General features: G+C 67.7%; 20 protein-coding genes. 15 read left to right on the top strand and 5 right to left on the bottom strand.

The window, feature by feature from the left end; all coding sequences use genetic code 11:
• Both A5744_RS05960 and A5744_RS05965 read left to right on the top strand, forming a co-directional pair.
• Window positions 1-544, top strand: a 544-nt coding sequence (locus tag A5744_RS05960; protein WP_076059363.1) for an RDD family protein, incomplete at its 5' end; no start/stop codon positions are given.
• A 30-nt stretch (window positions 545-574) separates the two neighbouring features.
• Window positions 575-1,741 carry a cystathionine gamma-synthase gene (locus tag A5744_RS05965; protein ID WP_076059240.1) on the top strand — a complete coding sequence of 389 codons (1,167 nt, stop codon included), beginning with the start codon at window positions 575-577 and terminating at the stop codon, window positions 1,739-1,741.
• Between the two features lie 79 nt (window positions 1,742-1,820).
• Here the strand turns inward: A5744_RS05965 and greA are convergent, their stop codons facing one another.
• On the bottom strand, window positions 1,821-2,315 hold the full coding sequence (gene greA / locus A5744_RS05970; RefSeq protein WP_066915156.1) for a transcription elongation factor GreA: 495 nt from the start codon (window positions 2,313-2,315) through the stop codon (window positions 1,821-1,823).
• 202 nt (window positions 2,316-2,517) lie between these two features.
• The gene (locus A5744_RS05975; protein ID WP_076059242.1) at window positions 2,518-2,961 is read right to left on the bottom strand and encodes a DUF4307 domain-containing protein; all 444 of its coding nucleotides are present in this window, start codon (window positions 2,959-2,961) and stop codon (window positions 2,518-2,520) included.
• 113 nt (window positions 2,962-3,074) lie between these two features.
• On the opposite strand from A5744_RS05975, the gene mca reads away from it, so the two are divergent.
• Genes mca through A5744_RS05995 form a run of 4 tightly spaced genes read left to right on the top strand, consistent with a single transcriptional unit; the run spans window position 3,075 to window position 6,625 of the window.
• Window positions 3,075-3,947, top strand: a complete 873-nt coding sequence (gene mca / locus A5744_RS05980; protein WP_076059244.1) for a mycothiol conjugate amidase Mca — start codon at window positions 3,075-3,077, stop codon at window positions 3,945-3,947.
• Complete coding sequence (locus tag A5744_RS05985) at window positions 3,944-4,243, top strand: hypothetical protein (protein ID WP_076059246.1); 300 nt, start codon at window positions 3,944-3,946, stop codon at window positions 4,241-4,243. Before mca ends, A5744_RS05985 begins: the two co-directional genes overlap by 4 nt.
• Entirely contained in the window at window positions 4,230-6,242 is a 2,013-nt protein-coding gene (locus A5744_RS05990; RefSeq protein WP_076059248.1) for a thioredoxin domain-containing protein, read from the top strand. The genes A5744_RS05985 and A5744_RS05990 overlap by 14 nt, the downstream gene beginning before the upstream one ends.
• Before the next feature lie 11 nt (window positions 6,243-6,253).
• Complete coding sequence (locus tag A5744_RS05995) at window positions 6,254-6,625, top strand: nuclear transport factor 2 family protein (protein WP_076059249.1); 372 nt, start codon at window positions 6,254-6,256, stop codon at window positions 6,623-6,625.
• Here A5744_RS05995 and A5744_RS06000 read toward each other — a convergent pair.
• Window positions 6,622-7,359 carry a hemolysin III family protein gene (locus tag A5744_RS06000; RefSeq protein WP_076059251.1) on the bottom strand — a complete coding sequence of 246 codons (738 nt, stop codon included), beginning with the start codon at window positions 7,357-7,359 and terminating at the stop codon, window positions 6,622-6,624. The genes A5744_RS05995 and A5744_RS06000 overlap by 4 nt on opposite strands.
• Before the next feature lie 107 nt (window positions 7,360-7,466).
• Here A5744_RS06000 and A5744_RS06005 point away from each other — a divergent pair, with 107 nt between their 5' ends.
• The 4 genes from A5744_RS06005 to A5744_RS06020 all read left to right on the top strand — a co-directional run bounded on the left by A5744_RS06005 (window position 7,467) and on the right by A5744_RS06020 (window position 11,531).
• On the top strand, window positions 7,467-8,255 hold the full coding sequence (locus tag A5744_RS06005; RefSeq protein WP_076059253.1) for a (2Z,6E)-farnesyl diphosphate synthase: 789 nt from the start codon (window positions 7,467-7,469) through the stop codon (window positions 8,253-8,255).
• Between the two features lie 19 nt (window positions 8,256-8,274).
• Complete coding sequence (locus tag A5744_RS06010) at window positions 8,275-9,654, top strand: hypothetical protein (protein ID WP_076059255.1); 1,380 nt, start codon at window positions 8,275-8,277, stop codon at window positions 9,652-9,654.
• A 156-nt stretch (window positions 9,655-9,810) separates the two neighbouring features.
• Window positions 9,811-10,896, top strand: a complete 1,086-nt coding sequence (locus tag A5744_RS06015; protein ID WP_076059257.1) for a methyltransferase — start codon at window positions 9,811-9,813, stop codon at window positions 10,894-10,896.
• Between the two features lie 221 nt (window positions 10,897-11,117).
• Window positions 11,118-11,531: a hypothetical protein gene (locus A5744_RS06020; RefSeq protein ID WP_076059259.1), complete on the top strand. Its 414-nt coding sequence runs from the start codon at window positions 11,118-11,120 to the stop codon at window positions 11,529-11,531.
• A gap of 67 nt (window positions 11,532-11,598) precedes the next feature.
• On the opposite strand, the gene coaA is transcribed toward A5744_RS06020, so the two are convergent.
• Window positions 11,599-12,537, bottom strand: a complete 939-nt coding sequence (gene coaA / locus A5744_RS06025) for a type I pantothenate kinase (RefSeq protein WP_076059260.1) — start codon at window positions 12,535-12,537, stop codon at window positions 11,599-11,601.
• Between the two features lie 115 nt (window positions 12,538-12,652).
• On the opposite strand from coaA, the gene glyA reads away from it, so the two are divergent.
• From glyA to A5744_RS06050, 5 genes are all read left to right on the top strand, one after another.
• Window positions 12,653-13,933 (top strand): serine hydroxymethyltransferase, encoded by a 1,281-nt coding sequence (glyA, locus tag A5744_RS06030; RefSeq protein WP_076059262.1) that lies wholly within the window; start codon window positions 12,653-12,655, stop codon window positions 13,931-13,933.
• Window positions 13,934-14,007: 74 nt separating this feature from the next.
• A complete protein-coding gene (locus A5744_RS06035; protein ID WP_076059264.1) occupies window positions 14,008-14,835 on the top strand; it encodes an acyl-ACP desaturase in 828 nt (275 codons plus the stop codon).
• A 252-nt stretch (window positions 14,836-15,087) separates the two neighbouring features.
• A complete protein-coding gene (locus A5744_RS06040; protein WP_076059266.1) occupies window positions 15,088-16,389 on the top strand; it encodes a PhoH family protein in 1,302 nt (433 codons plus the stop codon).
• Between the two features lie 92 nt (window positions 16,390-16,481).
• Window positions 16,482-17,357, top strand: a complete 876-nt coding sequence (locus tag A5744_RS06045) for a polysaccharide deacetylase family protein (protein ID WP_076059268.1) — start codon at window positions 16,482-16,484, stop codon at window positions 17,355-17,357.
• Window positions 17,358-17,439: 82 nt separating this feature from the next.
• Window positions 17,440-18,909, top strand: coding sequence for an adenylate/guanylate cyclase domain-containing protein (locus A5744_RS06050; protein ID WP_076059365.1), 1,470 nt, complete (start codon window positions 17,440-17,442; stop codon window positions 18,907-18,909).
• Here A5744_RS06050 and A5744_RS06055 read toward each other — a convergent pair.
• Window positions 18,893-19,894, bottom strand: coding sequence for a hypothetical protein (locus A5744_RS06055; protein WP_076059270.1), 1,002 nt, complete (start codon window positions 19,892-19,894; stop codon window positions 18,893-18,895). The genes A5744_RS06050 and A5744_RS06055 overlap by 17 nt on opposite strands.
• Window positions 19,895-19,899 lie beyond the last annotated feature (5 nt).

The following is a 19,899-nucleotide window of genomic DNA, read 5'->3' on the forward strand; positions in this document are numbered from 1 at the left end:
GCCCCCGCCGGCTTCCGGCGCTGTTGCGCCGCCCCCACCGGGGCCCCCCATCCGGACGCTGCCGACGGAAGCCTACACGCCGTGGCTCACCAGGGTGCTGGCCTTCATCATCGATGTCATCCCGTACGCGGTGGTGGTCGGCATCGGCACCGTGATCATGATCGCCACGCAGCAGACGTCGTGCGTCACCGATATCACGCAGTACGACGTCAACCAGTACTGCGCCAGCCAGCCCTCGATGATCGGTCAACTCGTGCAGTGGTTGGCGCATCTGGCCGGCCTCGCCTACCTGTTGTGGAACTACGGCTACCGCCAGGGCACCACCGGGTCGAGCCTCGGTAAATCGGTGATGAAGGTCAAGGTGGTCAGCGAAATCACCGGCCAGCCCCTCGGTTTCGGGCTGTCCATCGTTCGCCAGCTTGCACACTTCGTCGACGCGATCATCTGTTACATCGGTTTCCTGTTCCCGCTGTGGGACGCCAAGCGACAGACTCTGGCCGACAAGATCATGACGACGGTCGTCCTGCCGATCGAACAGGGCTAGCAATGGCCGGGCTGGCTAGGCTGATCGTCGATGAGCGGAGACGGTAAGCGACACCACGAAATCACCGGCCTAGCCACCAAAGCCATCCACGCCGGCTACCGGCCCGATCCCGCGACCGGGGCGGTGAACGCTCCGATCTATGCCAGCAGCACGTTCGCCCAAGACGGTGTCGGGGGCCTGCGTGGCGGATTCGAATACGCCCGGACCGGCAACCCGACCAGATCGGCGCTCGAAGCCTCGCTGGCGGCCGTCGAAGAGGGCACGTTCGCACGGGCATTCAGTTCCGGGATGGCCGCCACCGACTGTGCCCTGCGGGCGATGCTGCGGCCCGGCGATCACGTCGTCATCCCGAATGACGCCTACGGCGGCACCTTCCGGCTGATCGACAAGGTCTTCACGCGATGGGGCGTCGCGTACACGCCGGTGGCCCTGTCCGACCTGGACGCCGTGCGCGACGCGATCACGCCGCACACCCGGCTGGTCTGGGTGGAAACACCGACCAACCCGCTGCTCTCCATCGCGGACATCGGGGCCCTCGCCGAAATCGGCCAACGGCACTCGGCAAAGGTGTTGGTGGACAACACGTTTGCGTCACCCGCACTGCAGCAGCCGCTGACGCTGGGCGCCGATGTGGTGCTGCACTCGACCACGAAATACATCGGCGGTCACTCCGACGTGGTGGGCGGCGCGTTGGTCACCAACGATGAAGAGCTGGACGACGCCTTCGGTTTTCTGCAGAACGGGACCGGGGCGGTGCCGGGCCCGTTCGACGCCTATTTGACGATGCGCGGGTTGAAGACGCTGGTGCTGCGGATGCAGCGGCACAGCGAAAACGCTTTGGCCGTAGCGGAATTCCTCGCCGGGCATCCCTCGGTGGGCACGGTGCTGTATCCGGGTCTGCCCAGTCACCCCGGGCACGAGATCGCCGCGAAGCAGATGGGCGGCTTTGGTGGCATGGTTTCCGTGCGGATGCGAGCGGGCAGGGCCGCCGCCGAGCAGCTGTGCGCCGGCACCAAGGTGTTCATCCTGGCCGAATCGCTGGGCGGGGTGGAGTCGCTGATCGAGCACCCCAGCGCGATGACCCACGCATCGACGGCCGGCTCGCAGCTGGAAGTGCCCGACGACCTGGTGCGGCTTTCGGTGGGTATCGAGGACGTCGCAGACCTGCTTGCCGACCTCGAACAGGCGTTGTCCTAACTACTGCGCCGATTGTGAATCTGACGACGCGACACGCCGTCGAGCCGTCGCAGGATTCACACTCGCGGCGGGAAGTGGGTTAGGAGTGGTAGGGCTCCGCGCTGACCAGCGTGACCTCGACGGTATTGCCGTTGGGCACGGTGTAGCTACGGGTTTCGCCCACCTTCGCGTCGATCAGGGCGCCACCCAGCGGTGAGTTCGGCGAATACACCTCGAGCTTGCCCTCGTTGACGCCCTCCTGGCGGGTGGCGATCAGGAAGGTCTCGCTGTCGGACTTGTCGCCGTTGTAGTAGACCTTGACCACCGAGCCGGGCAGCGCCACACCGGACTGCTTGGGCGCCTCGCCGACCTTGGCGTTGTTGAGCAGGTCCTGCAGCTGGCGAATGCGTGCCTCTTGCTGACCCTGCTCTTCGCGGGCGGCGTGGTAGCCGCCGTTCTCCCGGAGGTCACCCTCCTCGCGACGGTCGTTGATTTCCGCGGCGATAACGGGGCGATTCGCGATCAACTGATCGAGCTCGGCCTTGAGCCGGTCATGTGATTCCTGGGTCAGCCAGGTGACCTGAGTGTCGGTCATCTCGTCGCGCTCCTCGTCTTTCCGTTCCGCGTATCCGCGTAAGCTTCTGATCCCCGTTGTCGGGGTATTGGGGTCCCACCCCCGTGCTACGTCGCCGTTCTGCTCACGGCCTTTAAGCAGCAATACACGGTCCCAGCAGGAACCGTGCATTCACCCATGTTACCACTGCGGAAACAACTGATGACGACATATTCGCAGTTCTTTATCGTTTGTCGGGCGGGCGCAAATAGCCCGGCACGTCGGTGCCGCAGCCGTAAATGTCCGACATCGCCGGGGGTTGGGAGGACTTCACCGTCGTCGTCACCTGCACCGTGGTCTCGGTAGACGGCGGGACCAGCACCTCGCGCCTACCGGACTCGCTGCCGTCCTTGGCGCGAACCCGCACAATGCAGTCGACAGGTCGCGACGGGTCAGATCGCGTCACGCTGATTGTCACCGACGCCGTCTCGTCATCGATCACCGAATAGCCGCCCAGCGAACCGGTGACGTCGCTGGTGCCAAGCCGTAGGTAGCCGACGACGGCGACCACCAGGCCGACCGCGACGGCCAGCAGGGCCGCCGCGATGACCATCCGGCGGCGCGAGAGCCCAGAGAGCCGCGAACGCCCGTAGCGGGCCTCCGGACGAGCGATGGGGGTTTCGGTCATGGGTGGGTATGCCTGGGCTGAGCGACTGCCGGACCTCGGCCGACGGGATGCAGCGATCGGCACCTGGAATTATAGGGTCGACAACGGCGTTCAGCAGACCGACAAGGGGGCATGTGAGCGAACTGCGGTTGATGGCTGTGCACGCCCACCCCGACGACGAGTCGAGCAAGGGTGCGGCGACACTTGCCCGATACGCCGACGAAGGCCATCGGGTGTTGGTAGTGACGCTGACCGGCGGCGAACGAGGCGACATCCTCAATCCGGCGATGGACCTGCCCGACGTGCACGGGCACATGGCCGAAATCCGCCGCGACGAGATGGCCAAGGCCGCCGAGATTCTCGGTGTGGAACACACCTGGCTCGGCTTCGTCGACTCCGGCCTGCCCAAGGGCGACCCACCACCGCCGCTGCCCGAGGACTGCTTCGCGCTGGTCCCGTTGGAGGTGTCCACCGAGGCGCTGGTGCGCGTCATCCGCGAGTTCCGGCCGCACGTGATGACCACATACGACGAGAACGGCGGCTACCCGCATCCGGATCACATTGCCTGCCACAACGTTTCGGTCGCCGCCTTCGAGGCGGCCGGCGACTACGCGCGTTTCCCCGACGCGGGTGAGCCTTGGCAGGTGTCCAAGCTGTACTACAACCACGGTTTCCTGCGGGCGCGGATGCAGTTGTTCCATGACGAATGCGTCAAGCACGGCCAGGAAGGGCCGTTCAAGGAGTGGCTCGAGCACTGGGATCCCGCGCACGATCCGTTCGAGTCCCGGGTGACGACCCGCGTGGAGTGTTCGGAGTACTTCAGTCAGCGTGACGATGCGCTGCGGGCGCACGCCACCCAGATCGATCCGAACCACGATTTCTTCGCGGTTCCGATCTCATGGCAGCAGCGGCTGTGGCCGACCGAGGAATTCGAATTGGCCCGCTCCCGGGTGCCCGTCCGGCTGCCCGAGGACGACCTGTTCGCCGGGATCGAGAACCACTCGTGAGGACCCTTCTGCTCACGGTGATCGCTGACGGGTCGCCCCGCAACAACGGCCCGGATTTCGGAAAGGCCAGCCCGCTGGGGTTGCTGGTCGTCGTGCTGTTGCTGATCGCCACATTGTTGCTGCTGCGATCGATGAACCGGCAGCTGAAGAAAGTGCCGAAGACGTTCGATCCCGAGCACCCCGAGCCCGATCAGGCCGCCGACGAGGGCACCGACACGGTCGACGAGGCGCCGGAGCGGCGCCCCGGGTGGCCCGACGGATCGGCACCGCCAGGTTCCGGCGATGAGCCCGGCTGAGGGCGCCGGGACCAACACACTCGGGCTGGCCACTAGCCCGTATTTGCGTCAGCACGCCGACAACCCGGTGCACTGGCAGCAGTGGACGCCGCAGGCGCTGGCGGAAGCCGCCGCGCGTGATGTGCCGATCCTGCTGTCCATCGGCTATGCCGCGTGCCATTGGTGCCACGTCATGGCGCACGAGTCGTTCGAGGACGACGAGGTGGCCGCGGCGATGAACGCGGGGTTCGTCTGTATCAAAGTGGACCGCGAGGAACGGCCGGACATCGACGCGGTCTACATGAACGCCACCGTCGCGCTCACCGGGCAGGGAGGTTGGCCGATGACGTGTTTCCTCACACCGGACGGCCACCCCTTCTTCTGCGGCACGTACTACCCGAAAGAGAGCTTCCTGCAACTCCTTTCGGCCGTATCCGAAACGTGGCGAACCCGCCGCGGTGAAGTCGACGAAGCGTCCGAACACATCGCCGGCGAGTTGCGCAAAATGTCGTCCGGGCTGCCGGGGGGCGGCCCGGACGTGGCGCCCGCGCTGTGCGACCAGGCCGTCGCGACGGTGCTGGGTGAACAGGACACCGCGCACGGCGGATTCGGTGGCGCCCCGAAGTTCCCACCGTCGGCGATCCTCGAGGCGCTGCTGCGCCACTACGAGCGCACCGGCTCGTCGGCGGCGCTGCAGGCGGTGACGCACACGGGCAACGCAATGGCCCGCGGCGGCATCTATGACCAGCTGGGCGGCGGCTTCGCCCGGTACAGCGTCGACAACGCTTGGGTGGTGCCGCATTTCGAGAAGATGCTCTACGACAACGCGCTGCTGCTGCGCTGCTACGCGCACTGGGCCCGGCGGACCGGGGATCCGCTCGCGCGCCGCGTCGCCGCGCAGACAGCGCGGTTTCTGCTCGACGAGCTCGCCGACGGCGCCATGTTCACCTCGTCGCTGGACGCCGACGCCGACGGGCGCGAGGGCTTGACCTATGTGTGGACGCCGGGGCAGCTGACCGAGGTGCTCGGCGCCGACGACGGGCGTTGGGCCGCAGAGGTTTTCGCGGCCACCCAATCCGCAACATTCGAACATGGGGCATCGGTGCTGCAGTTGCCCGCTGATCCCGACGATTCGCAGCGGCTGGACCGCGTCCGGGCCGCGCTGCTGGCCGCCCGGCGCACCCGGCCCCAGCCCGGGCGCGACGACAAGGTCGTCACGTCGTGGAACGGGCTGGCGATCACCGCGCTGGCCGAGGCCGGCGTGGCCCTGGACGAGCCCGAATTCGCAAGCGCCGCACGGGATTGCGCGACGGCGCTGCTGGACTTACACGTCGTCGACGGCCGGCTGCGGCGCGCCAGCCTCGGCGGGGTTGTCGGCGACAGCGCCGCCATCCTGGAAGACCACGCGATGCTGGCCACCGGACTGCTCACGTTGTATCAGCTGACCGCCGACGACGTGTGGCTGACCAGGGCGACCGAGCTACTCGACATCGCGCTCGCGCACTTCGCCGACCCGCAGCGGCCCGGCCGGTGGTTCGACACGGCCGACGACGCCGAGCAACTGATGCTGCGGCCCGCCGACCCGCTGGACGGCGCGACGCCCTCGGGGGCCTCGACCGTCACCGATGCGCTGCTGACCGCGGCCCACCTGGTCGACGGCGACCGGGCGCAGCGGTATCTGCAAGCCGCGTCCGATGCGCTCAGCGCGCACTCCGTGCTGCTGGCACGCGCGCCGCGCTCGGCCGGACATTGGCTGGCCGTCGCCGAAACCGCGGTTCGTGGCCCGCTGCAGATCGCGGTCGCCTGCGATCCGTCGAGCTCGCCGCTGCTCGCCGACGCGCGCCGGCTGGCGCCCGGTGGGGCGATCGTCGTTGGCGGCGAAAAGGACTCGTCGGTGCTGCTCGCCGGGCGGGACCGGCTGGGCGGCGCCGACGCCGCCTACGTGTGCCGGGGACGCGTCTGCGACCTGCCGGTCACCTCTGTCGAAGACCTCGCAAAGGCGTTGGCCGCGCCACGGTAGCGTGACGTTTTATGCCGAGCGCCGAACACATCACCGAAACGGTCAACCGCTACATCGAACTGATGGCCAAGGGCAGTGCCGACGACGTGGTCGAGCTGTACGCCGACGACGCCACCGTGGAGGACCCGGTCGGCGGCGAGGTCCACATCGGTCGCCAGGCGATCCACGGCTTCTACTCAGCGGTCAACGATCTGCAGCGGGAGTGCGAACTGGTCTCGCTGCGCGTCGCGGGCAAAGAGGCGGCCTTTCAGTTCCGGCTGACCGTGGCCGCGGGCGAGCACCGGATGCTGATCGAGCCGATCGATGTCATGGTGTTCGACGACCAGGGCAAGGTCGCCGCGATGAAGGCCTACTGGTCGGCGGACAACGTCACCCAGCTCTAAAAGACGACGAACCACATCGCGATGTAGTGGCAGATCGCCGCTACCGCGGTGCAGGCGTGGAAGAACTCGTGGTATCCGAACGTGTTCGGCCACGGGTCGGGCCAGCGCAGCGCGTACAGAATGCCGCCGATGCTGTACAGGGCGCCGCCGACGAACAGCAGCACCATCGCGGCCACCCCGGCGTTGTGCAGGATCGTGCCCGTGTACCAGACCGCGACCCAGCCCAGCAGCAGATACAGCGGCACTCCAACCCAGCGCGGCGCCGACGGCCAGCACATCTTCAGCAGGATCCCGGCCACTGCGCCGCCCCACACGATGGACAACACGGCTCGCCCCGCGGCGGGCGGCATGGCCAGCAGCGCGAACGGGGTGTAGCTGCCGGCGATGAACACGAAGATCATCGAATGATCGGCCCGCTTCATCCATTTCCGCGCGGTCTCGGATCGCCAGTTGACGCGGTGGTAGGTCGCGCTGACTGTGAACATCACGATGGTGGCCGCGGTATAGGCGAATGTCGCGAGGCCGGCCTTGGTCGATCCGACCGCCCACGACACGGCGATCAGCGAGGCACCCGCGGCGACGGCGGTCGCGGCGGAGTAGACGTGAATCCAGCCGCGGAAGCGTGGCTTGGTCAGAACCCGGGCGACGCCGTCGACGAGATGCTGCGCGGCATTGGCCGCGGGACCCTGCGATTCGGGCTCCGGGTGCGTGACCGTGGTCATCTGGCCGCTCATACCGCTAAACATTAGCGGCCGTCGGCGCAGTCGCAGGTCAGACGTGCAGTGAGATTGCCGGAAATGCGGGCGGGAAATTGGCGCAGCTCACAGTAGGGTGAATCTTCGTGGAGGTCATCCCGCCGCGGCTCAAAGAGCCCCTGTACCGCATTTACGAGCTGCGGCTGCGGCAGGGTCTGGCCGCGTCGAAGTCAGAATTGCCCCGCCACATCGCGGTGCTGTGCGACGGAAACCGGCGATGGGCGCGCGATGCCGGCTACGACGACGTCAGCTACGGCTACCGCATGGGCGCCGCGAAGATCGCCGAGATGCTGCGCTGGTGCCAGGCCGCCGGTATCGAAATGACCACCGTCTACCTGCTGTCCACCGAAAACCTGCAGCGCGACCCCGACGAGCTGGCCGCGCTGATCGAGATCATCACCGACGTCGTCGAGGAGATCTGTGCGCCCGCCAACCGGTGGAGCGTGCGCACGGTGGGGGATTTGGAGCTGCTCGGCGACGAGCCCGCCCGGCGGCTGCGGGGCGCGGTGGAGTCCACGCCGGCGGTGGCGCCCTTCCACGTGAACGTCGCCGTCGGCTACGGCGGGCGCCGGGAGATCGTCGACGCGGTGCGGGCGCTGTTGAGCAAGGAACTTGCCAACGGGGCCAGCGCGGAAGAGCTTGTCGACGCGGTGACCGTCGACGCCATCTCCGAAAACCTTTACACCTCTGGGCAACCCGACCCCGACCTGGTCATCCGCACGTCGGGGGAGCAGCGGTTGTCCGGCTTTCTGTTGTGGCAAAGCGCGTACTCGGAGATGTGGTTCTGCGAAGCACACTGGCCCGCGTTCCGCCGTGTGGATTTCCTGCGCGCGCTGCGTGATTACAGCCAGCGCCATCGCCGCCACGGGAAATAACCCGTGACAAACTAGAGGCATGGCTGCGCTGTCGGCGGTGGTGTTCACGCTGAGCGGGTGGCTGGGGTTGTATCTGCTGGCCCGCGATCCGCGTAAGCCGGTGCTCGCGTTGGCGGCGATCGGGCTGTGCGGGTTCGCGCTCGTGGTGGCGCTGGACGCGGTGCGCACCGTCGGCGTTGCGCGCAGCGGATTGCTCAGCCAGATCGAGATCTACCTGGCCGCCGTCCCCAGCGTGGCGTGGTTCGCGGTCCTGCTCGAGCTGTCCCGGCCGTCGGAGGGCTGGCGGGCGCGCACCTGGGAGCTGTTGCTCGTCGGCGGCGTCGGCGCGCTCACGCTGTTCGGCGCGGTGATGGCCGGCAGCGTCGACGGGCCGCTGCGGCCCGGGCATGTGCTGATGATGGCGGTGATCTCGATATCCACCCTGGGCGCGATGGTCGCCGCCGTGCGGCGTCCGCAGCAGCCGGTGCCGGTGGCCGGCATCGTCGTCGTCGCGACCCTGTTCTTCGCGCTGGCCAACGCCATCCTGATCATCCCGCTGGGCCTGGTGCCCAGCTGGCTGGCGCTGGCGTCCACGGGTTTCGATGTGCTGACGCTGGGCGTGGCGGTGGCACTGTGGGATGCATTCGACGAGGGCCAGGCGCTGCGCGCGGACATGCTGCGCTCGTTTGTGGGCTGTTCGGCGGTGGCCGTGCTGTTCGGCGGGCAGGCGCTGATCGGCTTGGCCGTCATCGGGCATGAGACCGCCGCGCAGACAGTGCTGACCGTGCTGCTGTTCACCACACTGGCGATCGCGATCACGGTGCAGGTCCTGGCCGACCCGCTGGCCGGGGTGCTGGACCGGCTGGCGTTCTCGAAATCGCCCACGCTGCGCGCTGATCGGGCCGCGCTGCGGCACACCGGGGCGGCCCTGCCGCTGCGCTCGGCCGATCCGCTCAGGAACCTTCGGGGCGTCGACGACGACACCTTCGCGAGGCTCACCCGCCGGGCGCTGGGCCACTACGCCGACCTGACCAAGTTGGTCGCGAGCCCGCTGACGGCGCTGCCCATCATCGACGAGCGACTGGCCGCGCGCGGCGCGCCCGACCACCCCGTGGAGCGGGCCAACGAACTGAAGGCCGTCCTCGCCGACGGCATCGCGCGGCTCAAACCACGCGACGCGGGGGATTTCGGCACCACCGAGGAGTGGCGCTACTACAACTCGCTGTACTTCCCCTACGTCGTCGGGGTGCGTGCATACGCACAGAACGCCACGGCCGCGGGCCTGGATCCGACCGCCCGGCAGGCCTGGCAGTGGCTGGTGACCGAGGTCCCGCAGCGCTCGCTGCACAACTGGCAAAACGCCGCGGCCCGGCTCATCGCGGCCGACCTGCGCGGGCGCGTCCCCGTCGCCAGCGAGTAGGCGTCGATCAGCGCCGTAGAGCTCGCCGAGCGTAACGGTACGGCGAAAAATCGCCCCAAATTTCGCCGTGGCGTTACGCTCGCGGCTCAGTAGACCCATCTTCACGGCGGTCAGCCTCGAATACGCGGACAGAGGACCGAAACTAGGGAGGCAGTCATGGCATCAAATGTTCCGCCGGCCAAGGTTGTGCGTGGGATCGAACGCGCTCGCCATCACCTCGCTCAGCTGTACCGGCGCCTGGTCCCGCCTTCGGTCGCGATGATCGAGATGATCATGGACGCGTGGTCAGCCCAGGCGATCACCGCGGCGGCGGACCTGGGCATCGCCGACGCGCTCGCGAAAGGCCCACTGACCGTTGATGAACTGGCGGCCGCGGTCGACGCCGATCCCGGCGCCATCGCCCGGCTGCTGCGGGCGCTGATCGGGCGCGGTATTTTCCGTCAACTCCGCGACGGCCGCTACGACCTCACCCCGCTCGGCGCCACGCTTCGTCGCGACGCCGAAGTGTCGATGGCCGGAATGGCCCGATGGGTGGGTTCGCCTCAGCACCGCGAGCACTGGAGCCATCTGACCGAGGCCATCCGGACGGGCCGGACGGTCGTCCCCGGCCTGCGCGGCAAGCCCGTCTTCGACTTTCTGGCCGACGAGCCCGAACTGTCCGAAATCTTCAACGATGCCATGACGGGCACGTCGCAACTCGCGATCGCGCCGGTGATCGCCGCCTACGACTTCGGCCGCCACTCCACAATCGTCGACGTCGGTGGCGGGCATGGTCGACTGCTGGCCGCGATTCTCGACGCGGCACCCCAGGCGCATGGGGTGTTATTCGACCTCCCGCATGTGGTTGCGGGCGCACCGGCCGTATTTCGCGAAAACCGTGTCGAGGATCGAGTGCGGATTGTCGAGGGATCGTTCTTCGACGCCGTTCCCGAAGGTGGCGACGCCTACCTGCTCAAGACCGTGATCCACGACTGGTCCGATGACGAGGCGGCACGCATTCTTCGCAACGTGCGCACCGCGGCTGGGCCGGGCAAGTACTTGCTGCTTGTCGAATTCGTCATCCCCGGTCACCGCCGCGACTATCCCGGCAAATGGGTGGACCTGGAAATGTTGGTCGGGACGGACGCGCGCGAGCGGACCGCCGCCGAATACCGAGACCTGCTGAGCCGTACCGGCTTCGAACTGACGCGCGTGGTCGAAACGGCGTCGCCGTACTGCGTCGTCGAGGGCCGCACGATTTAGGACACGTCGGCGCCACGCGGGAATAGAGCAAGCAGCTGATCACGCCACCAACCCCACGATTTGAGACACGTGTCGAATTTGGTGGCGCCGAGCGGGAATAGTCCGATGAACTACCTGGTCGTACAACCCGTGGCAGTAATTGGCAGTGCCACGCGTCGATATGGCAGTGCGTGGGCGGCACGCTCAAACCTGTTCGACTACCGCCATCGCGAGGAGTAATCATGACCGCTGTATCTGGTATTCCAACCAGGCCCCTCTACGATTCGACCGACTCGCTGCTGCGTTTCGCCATGCGTGCCGATGCCACGTTGACGGGATTGTGCGGTCTCGCGGTCGCCGTCGTCGCCGACCCACTCTCGTCGCTGACCGGCCTGACGTCGCTTCAGGAATACGCCCTGGGCGCGTTTTTCGTGCTCTATGGCCTGGGGGTGTTCGGCCTGGCGGCGGTGCAGGACTTGCGTCGGGTAGGGATCGGCGTGGTCGTCGCCAACATCGTTTACACCCTGGCCGCGATCGTGGCCGCCGGCGTTGTGCCGATGACCGCATTCGGGGTCGCCGCGACGCTGGCCACCGGTGTCTACACGGCGGGCTTCGCCGCGCTGCAATACCTGGGAGTGCGGCGCCTCGCGGCTTAGCCTCCCCTCCCGCCGGTGCGGGGCGCCTCCGCCAGGAGCGCCGCCCCGCTCCGGCCTTTGCGGGTCGTCAGAGCTTGCGCAGGCGCAGTCGGTTGATGGAGTGATCGGCGTCCTTGCGCAGGACCAGGGTGGCGCGGGGACGGGTGGGCAGAATGTTCTCGACGAGATTCGGCCGGTTGATCGAGCGCCAGATCTCGCGGGCCGCCGCGACGGCCTTGGTGTCGTTGAGGGCCGAGTAGTGGTGGAAGTGTGATTCCGGGTCGGCGAACGCCGTGCCGCGCAGCGACAAGAACCGCGACACGTACCACTGCTCGATGTCTTCGATCCGGGCGTCCACGTACAGCGAGAAGTCGAACAGGTCCGACACCATCAGCGTCGGACCCGTCTGCAATACGTTGAGCCCCTCGAGGATCAGGATGTCGGGATGGCGGACCACGTGTTTGGCCCCGGGGATGATGTCGTACTTCAGATGCGAGTACACCGGCGCGCACGCGTAGTCGGAACCGGATTTCACCGAGGTCACGAACCGCAGCAACGCCCGGCGGTTGTAGCTCTCCGGAAAACCCTTGCGGTGCATGAGGTTTCGCCGATCCAGTTCGGCATTGGGGTATAGAAATCCATCGGTGGTGACCAGGTCGACCCGGGGGTGGTGGTCCCAGCGCGCCAGCAGCGCCTGCAGTACGCGGGCCGTCGTCGACTTGCCCACCGCCACGCTGCCGGCCACTCCGATGATGAACGGCACCGGCCGGTCCGGGTTTTGTTGGGGCTCGCCGAGGAATTCCGCGGTGGCGGCAAACAGCCGCTGCCGCGCGGCGACCTGAAGGTGAATGAGCCGGGATAGCGGCAGATAGACCTCTTCGACCTCGAGCAGGTCGAGCTGCTCGCCGAGGCCGCGCAGGCCGATCAGTTCCTCTTCGGTGAGAGCCAGCGGCGTCGACATGCGGAGCGCGCGCCACTGCTTTCGGTCGAACTCCACGTAGGGGCTCGGCTCGCTCAGCCGCGGCATAGTGCCAGTGTCGCAGGGGCCGACGCGCGCCCCACGGCTGGGCTGGCCAAAAACGCGGCTCGATAGACTGGCGGCCGTGACTGCCGCACCCGACGCCCGCACTACCGCATCCCTGATGTCGGCCCCCCTGGCCGAGGTTGACCCCGAAATCGCCGAGTTGCTCGACAAGGAACTCCACCGGCAACGCGACACGCTGGAGATGATCGCTTCGGAGAACTTCGCTCCACGCTCGGTGCTGCAGGCGCAGGGCAGCGTGCTGACCAACAAATACGCCGAAGGCCTACCCGGCCGGCGCTACTACGGCGGCTGTGAACACGTCGACGTCGTCGAGAACATCGCCCGCGACCGCGCCAAGGCGCTCTTCGGCGCCGAGTTCGCCAATGTGCAGCCGCATTCCGGCGCCCAGGCCAACGCCGCAATCCTGCATGCGTTCATGGAGCCCGGGGAGCGGCTGCTGGGTCTGGACCTCGCCAACGGCGGCCACCTGACGCACGGCATGAAGCTCAACTTCTCCGGCAAGCTTTACGACGTCGGTTTTTACACCGTCGATCCGACGACGCATCTGCTCGACATGGACGCAGTGCGGGCCAAGGCGCTCGAGTTTCGGCCCAAGGTGATCATCGCGGGCTGGTCGGCCTACCCGCGGATCCAGGACTTCGCGGCGTTCCGGTCGATCGCCGACGAGGTCGGCGCCAAGCTGTGGGTGGACATGGCCCACTTCGCCGGGCTGGTGGCCGTGGGCCTGCACCCGACCCCGGTGCCCCATGCCGACGTGGTGTCCACGACCGTGCACAAGACACTCGGCGGCGCCCGGTCCGGGATGATCCTGGGCAAGCAGGAGTACGCCAAGGCCATCAACTCGGCGGTGTTCCCCGGCCAGCAGGGCGGACCGCTCATGCACGTCATCGCCGGCAAGGCGGTCGCGTTCAAGATCGCCGGCACGCCCGAGTTCGCCGACCGGCAGCAGCGCACCCTCTCGGGCGCCCGGATCATCGCCGAACGGCTGCTGGCATCCGATGTCGCCAAGTCCGGTGTGTCGGTGGTCAGCGGTGGAACCGACGTCCACCTGGTGCTGGTGGACCTGCGCGACTCGCCGCTCGACGGCAAGGCCGCCGAGGATCTCCTCCACGAGACCGGCATCACGGTGAATCGCAACGCCGTCCCCAACGATCCGCGGCCGCCGATGGTGACCTCGGGCCTGCGGGTCGGCACCCCGGCCCTGGCCACTCGCGGTTTCGGCGACGCCGAGTTCACCGAGGTCGCCGACATCATCGCCACCGCGCTCGCGGCCGGCACCGCAGCGGACGTGCCCGCTCTGCGGCAGCGGGTGACGCGGCTGGCGCGGGACTTTCCGCTGTACGACGGGCTCGAGGACTGGACGCTGGTCGATCGCTAGCCCCGCCCGTACGCGGGGCGCGACACGACCGCACCAATTTCACGAAATCTGTGTATGGAGGTTACAGTTACTTTATGGCACAGAAACCTGTACCTAATGCGCTGACCCTGGAGCTGGAGCCGGTTGTCGAGCAGCTGATGGATCACCACCTCAACACCGAGGACATCTGGTTCGCCCACGACTACGTGCCGTTCGATCAGGGCGAGAACTTCGCCTTCCTCGGCGGGCGCGACTGGGACCCCTCCCAGACGACGCTGCCCAGGACCATCACGGACGCCTGCGAGATCCTGCTGCTGCTCAAGGACAACCTGGCCGCCCATCACCGCGAGCTCGTTGAGCACTTCATTCTCGAGGAGTGGTGGGGTCGCTGGCTCGGCCGGTGGACCGCCGAGGAGCACCTGCACGCCATCGCGTTGCGCGAGTACCTGGTGGTGACCCGCGAGGTCGACCCCACCGCCAACGAGGAGGCCCGCGTCCAGCATGTGATGAAGGGCTACCGCGGCGACATGTACACACAGGTCGAGACTCTGGTGTACATGGCGTTCACCGAACGCACCCACGCCGTCTTCTGCCGCAACCTGGCCGCGCAGATCGAAGAGCCTGTCCTGGCCGGCCTCGTCGACCGGATCGCCCGGGACGAGGTGCGCCACGAGGAGATCTTCGCCAAGCTCGTCGCGCACTGCCTCGAGTACACGCGCGAAGAGACGATTGCCGCGATCGCCGCCCGCGCGGCGGACCTCGAGGTCGTCGGCGCCGACATCGATGCGTACGGGGACAAGGTGCAGCACGTCGCCGAAGCGGGCATCTTCGGTCCCGCCGAGCTGCGGCAGGCGATTTCCGATCGCATCACCGGGTGGGGTGTGGCCGACGAGCCCGCCCTGAAGCAGTTCGTCATCGGTTAACCCAACCTTCGCCCGCCGGCGTACCTTTCGCGGCTCGGATCTTTCGGTCGCGCGGCGGATCTCGGCGCGCCTGCCCGGCAGCGGAGCGGCCACGGGAGTAGCGTCATTCTTCGATGGCCAGCGACAGACTCTGCTGCCAGGGCGGCACCTCCCGTCACGACTACGGCAGGACCGGCCCCGGTCCTGGTGCCGCGTTTCCCGCCGACATGCCTGTGTGGGTCCGCGCGGGCTTTCCCGCTCGAGGAGCGCTTCGTGACCGATACCCGGACCTATGTGATCGACACATCCGTCCTGCTGTCCGATCCGTGGGCGTGCAGTCGGTTCGCCGAGCACGAGGTGGTGGTTCCGCTGGTGGTGATCAGCGAGCTGGAGGCCAAACGCCATCACCACGAGCTGGGGTGGTTCGCCCGTCAGGCGCTGCGCCTGTTCGATGATCTTCGCCTTGAGCACGGGCGGTTGGATCAAGCGATTCCCATTGGCACACAAGGCGGTACGCTGCACGTCGAACTCAACCACACGGACCCGGCGGTGCTGCCCGCCGGCTTCCGCACCGACAGCAACGACTCACGCATTCTGAGCTGCGCCGCCAACCTCGCCGCCGAGGGCCGGCGAGTCACGTTGGTCAGCAAGGACATTCCGCTTCGAGTCAAGGCCGCCGCGGTGGGCCTGGCCGCGGACGAATACCACGCCCAGGACGTCATCGTCTCCGGGTGGTCGGGGATGCACGAGATCGAGACGGCGGCCGAGGATATCGACACATTGTTCGCCGACGGCGAAATCGACCTGACCGAAGCCCGAGACCTGCCGTGTCACACCGGGATTCGTCTGCTCGGCGGCAGCTCCCATGCGCTGGGCCGGGTCACTCCGGCCAAGCGCGTCCAACTGGTCCGCGGTGACCGCGAGGTGTTCGGCCTGCGCGGCCGCTCAGCCGAGCAGCGGGTCGCGCTTGACCTCCTGCTCGACGAGTCGGTGGGCATCGTCTCGCTGGGCGGCAAAGCCGGAACCGGGAAGTCGGCGCTGGCGCTGTGCGCGGGCCTCGAGGCGGTGCTGGAACGCCGGACCCACCGCAAGGTGGTGGTTTTCCGCCCGCTGTATGCCGTCGGCGGCCAGGAGCTGGGCTACCTGCCCGGCAGCGAGAGCGAAAAGATGGGCCCGTGGGCGCAGGCCGTCTTCGACACCCTGGAGGGTTTGGCCAGCCCGGCGGTGCTGGAGGAGGTGCTCTCGCGCGGCATGCTCGAGGTGTTGCCGCTGACCCACATCCGGGGTCGGTCGCTGCACGACTCGTTCGTCATCGTCGACGAGGCGCAGTCGCTGGAGCGCAACGTCCTGCTCACCGTGTTGTCCAGGCTGGGTGCCGGATCGCGGGTGGTGCTGACCCATGACATCGCCCAACGCGACAACCTGCGGGTCGGTCGCCACGACGGGGTAGCGGCCGTGATCGAGAAGCTCAAAGGCCATCCGTTGTTCGCACACATCACCCTGCTACGCAGCGAGCGATCGCCGATCGCCGCGCTGGTCACGGAGATGCTGGAGGAAATCGCCGGGCCGCACTAGCCGGTGCCGCCCGCTGTGCGTGTGCGCTGATGGCGACGTATGCGCACATTCGACGCCGTGGTTGCACACCGGATGCCGGGTAGGCTTCCACCGTGCCGAAACGACCCGACAGCCAGGCCTGGCGGTACTGGCGCACCGTTTTCGGTGTCGTGGCCGCCGGTGCGGTCCTGGTGATCGGTGGACTCACCGGCCATGTCACCCGGGCCGACAACCCGGGCTGTTCGGTGGTCAAGTGCGTCGCGCTGACGTTCGACGACGGTCCGGGTCCGTTCGACGACCGGCTGCTCCAAATCCTGAAGGACAACGACGCGAAGGCCACCTTCTTCCTGATCGGCAACAAGGTCGCGGCCAACCCCGCGGGAGCCAAGCGCATCGCCGATGCCGGCATGGAGATCGGCAGCCACACCTGGGAACACCCGAACATGGCGACGATCCCCACCGACGACATCGCCGGCCAATTCTCCAGGGCCAACGACGCGATCGCCGCCGCCACCGGGCGCACACCGACCATCTACCGTCCGGCCGGCGGGCTGTCCAACGATGCGGTCCGGCAGACCGCGGCCAAGTTCGGGCTGGCCGAAATCCTTTGGGATGTCATCCCTTTCGATTGGGCGAACGATTCGAATACCGCGGCGACGCGATCCATGCTGATGACGTACATCAAGCCGGGCTCGGTGGTGTTGTTCCATGACACCTACTCGAGCACCGTCGACTTGGTATACCAATTCATCCCGGTACTCAGGGCCAACGGCTATCGGCTGGTGACGGTCAGCGAATTGCTGGGCCCGCGGGCACCCGGCAGCAGCTACGGCAGTCGGGAAAACGGCCCGCCCGCCAACCAACTCCATGACATCCCGGCCAGCGAGATCCCGACGCTGCCCAACACGCCCTCGCCCAAGCCGATGCCCAACTTCCCGATCACCGACATACCGGGCCAGAACTCCGGCGGGCCGAATAACGGTGCTTAGCCCCACGCGCCGCTACCGTTAGAGGGTGACCAAGGCGGGCTCCGCGAGCACCGGGCAGCGAAAAAGCGCCCGCAGGTTATCGATTCAATACGCGATCGACCTCGCCCTGGCCTACATCATCGCCGTCGTCGACGCGTCGGCCATCCTGATCCCGCTGCGCGGCCACACGTCCGTCGCGTCGGACGTCGACTTCGCGCAGAAGAACACCACCACGGTGCTGGTGCTGGTGACGGCGGGGATCATCGGCGTCGCGGTGGCCGGTGTGGTGAGCCTGGCGCCCTCGCTGGAGTGGTACGCCGCGGGGAAAGAACCGACGCAGGCCCAACGGGAAGCCACAATGAAACTCGCCGGCCGCCAGACGGCGATCCTGTTGGTCGCCTGGGGCGCGGCCGGCGCAATTCTGATGCTGCTCAATCGGGACGGCGGGGCCGCACTTCTGTTGCCGATAGCGCTCGGTGTGCTGCTGGGCGGGCCGGCCGCCGCGGGCACCGGCATGCTGTTTGCCCAGCGCACCCTGCGGCCTCTCATGGGCGCCGCCACCCGGGGTTCGGAGCCTCGTCTGTTGGTACCCGGTGTGTTCGCCCGACTGGTTCTGATGTGGTTCATGTGCAGCGCGCTACCCATCCTCGTGATCGCGACCCTGGTCGTGCTTCGCTCGTACGGCTGGCTCATCCAGAAGTCCGCGGCGCTGGAGGTGCCCGTTCTGGTGGTGTCGCTGGCGGCGTTGCTGCTCGGGCTGCCGACGATGATCCTTACGTCGCGATCCATTTCCGATCCGCTGTGCGAGGTCGTGGATGCGATGGCCGAGGTTGAACACGGAAACATCGACACCTATGTGGGCGCCTACGAGCGCTCCCAAATCGGGCGCCTGCAAACGGGATTCAATCGGATGGTGGCCGGCCTTGCCGAGCGGGACCGGTTGCGCGACCTATTCGGCCGCCACGTCGGCGCCGACGTGGCCCAGCGCGCCATCGAGGAGGGCGTATCACTGTCGGGAGACGTGGTGGAGGCGGCGGTCCTTTTCATCGACCTGGTGGGCTCCACGCAGCTCGCGGAAAGCCGCCCGCCGCAAGACGTTGCGTCCGTGCTCAACGACTTCTTCCGGATCGTCGTCGACGCCGTCGACGAACATCATGGTCTGATCAACAAATTCGCCGGCGATGCGGCGCTCGCGGTTTTTGGGGCGCCATTGCGGACCGATGACCCGGCCTCGGCGGCGCTGGCGACCGCGCGTTCGCTTGGCACGCAGCTGCGCCGGCTGCCCGTCGATTTCGGCATCGGCGTCTCGGCGGGCCGAGTCTTCGCCGGCAATGTCGGTGCCGAAAACCGCTACGAATACACGGTGATTGGTGACGCCGTCAACGAGGCCGCGCGGCTGGCCGATCTCGCCAAGACCGCCGACCGGCGGATCCTGTGTTCGGTGGAAGCCATCGATCGAGCGGGCGAGGACGAGCGGGCGCACTGGGCCGAATGTTATTCCACGGTGCTGCGTGGGCGCTCCGAAGCCACCCACGTGTGCGCGCCCGTCGCCGCGACTACTTCGAAACCTTGAGCGCCGAAATCACCTGGCCGAGGGTCGCCGCCGACGCCGCATCGCCAATGGGCGTGGCGCCCAAGAAGATCGTGACGGGTTTGGTGTCGACCGCGATGACGACGACGGAGTCGCCCTTCACGTTGCGGGAGGGGTCGGCGATCGTGACGTCGGCGTCCACCCGAGCCGCCTTGGTCCCGTCGACGGTGATCGACGACGTCTTCGTCGGGCCCAGGGTGGGCGACGCATTCGAGTAGCCGGGGCCATTGGCCACGCACTGCATCAGCTTCGACGCCTGCGCGCTGACGTCCATGCTGCTGACGAAGTTGGTGATCGCGACCTCGGCCTGCATCACCCACTGGCTGGCGCCGGGGACCTCTTGGGCGAGGCCCACCGCACCGATGAGGTTCGGGGTCTGGTCGTCCGAGAACGGCATCCATCCGGGTGCCGCGGTGGCCGGGAACGACAGCTTGCCCGCGCTGACCGGGGCGCCGCCCGCCGGCTTGTCACCGCCGGACACGTTGGGGCCACAATCGGTCGCGGTTTGACCGCCCCCGCCGGGCTGCGACGTCGGGGCGCTCGTCGTCGCCAAAGGCGACGTGGCCTGGGGGGACTTGTTGCCGCCGTTTCCGTTGCCGCCGAACACGACTATCAGGGTCGCCACCAACGCGATGACGCCCAGCACCGCGAGGACGGCGACGATGATCCAGGGCGCCTTCGACCCAGGCCCCCGCGGCGGTGGGCCCGGCGGGAAGGGACCGCCCGGCCAGCCCGGCGGAATCTGCTGGCCCGGCTGCGGGTACTGCTGGGGCGCATAGGGACTGGCGTACTGGCCCGGCGGCGGGTAGGGGTAGGGGCTGCCCTGCTGGTAGGGGTACGGGCCGCCTTGGGGCTGGCCGCCTTGTGGCTGGCCGCCTTGGGGCGGGCCGCCCGGGGGCTGGCCGCCCCAATATGGGTCCTGCCCATACGGATTCGTTCCGTAGGGACCACCGGGCGGTACCGTCATCGTCC

The organism is Mycobacterium sp. IS-1264, assembly GCF_001954195.1.
Classification (GTDB): Bacteria; Actinomycetota; Actinomycetes; order Mycobacteriales; family Mycobacteriaceae; genus Mycobacterium.

Excerpts from the sequence above, each read along its gene's own strand:
- A5744_RS05975 (WP_076059242.1), bottom strand. The coding sequence starts at position 2,961 with ATGACCGAAACCCCCATCGCTCGTCCGGAGGCCCGCTACGGGCGTTCG.
- coaA (WP_076059260.1), bottom strand. The coding sequence starts at position 12,537 with ATGCCGCGGCTGAGCGAGCCGAGCCCCTACGTGGAGTTCGACCGAAAG.
- A5744_RS06010 (WP_076059255.1), top strand. The coding sequence starts at position 8,275 with ATGGCTGCGCTGTCGGCGGTGGTGTTCACGCTGAGCGGGTGGCTGGGG.
- A5744_RS05990 (WP_076059248.1), top strand. The coding sequence starts at position 4,230 with ATGAGCCCGGCTGAGGGCGCCGGGACCAACACACTCGGGCTGGCCACT.
- A5744_RS05965 (WP_076059240.1), top strand. The coding sequence starts at position 575 with ATGAGCGGAGACGGTAAGCGACACCACGAAATCACCGGCCTAGCCACC.
- glyA (WP_076059262.1), top strand. The coding sequence starts at position 12,653 with ATGTCGGCCCCCCTGGCCGAGGTTGACCCCGAAATCGCCGAGTTGCTC.
- A5744_RS06015 (WP_076059257.1), top strand. The coding sequence starts at position 9,811 with ATGGCATCAAATGTTCCGCCGGCCAAGGTTGTGCGTGGGATCGAACGC.
- A5744_RS06020 (WP_076059259.1), top strand. The coding sequence starts at position 11,118 with ATGACCGCTGTATCTGGTATTCCAACCAGGCCCCTCTACGATTCGACC.
- A5744_RS06035 (WP_076059264.1), top strand. The coding sequence starts at position 14,008 with ATGGCACAGAAACCTGTACCTAATGCGCTGACCCTGGAGCTGGAGCCG.
- A5744_RS06000 (WP_076059251.1), bottom strand. The coding sequence starts at position 7,359 with ATGAGCGGCCAGATGACCACGGTCACGCACCCGGAGCCCGAATCGCAG.
- A5744_RS06055 (WP_076059270.1), bottom strand. The coding sequence starts at position 19,894 with ATGACGGTACCGCCCGGTGGTCCCTACGGAACGAATCCGTATGGGCAG.
- greA (WP_066915156.1), bottom strand. The coding sequence starts at position 2,315 with ATGACCGACACTCAGGTCACCTGGCTGACCCAGGAATCACATGACCGG.
- A5744_RS05995 (WP_076059249.1), top strand. The coding sequence starts at position 6,254 with ATGCCGAGCGCCGAACACATCACCGAAACGGTCAACCGCTACATCGAA.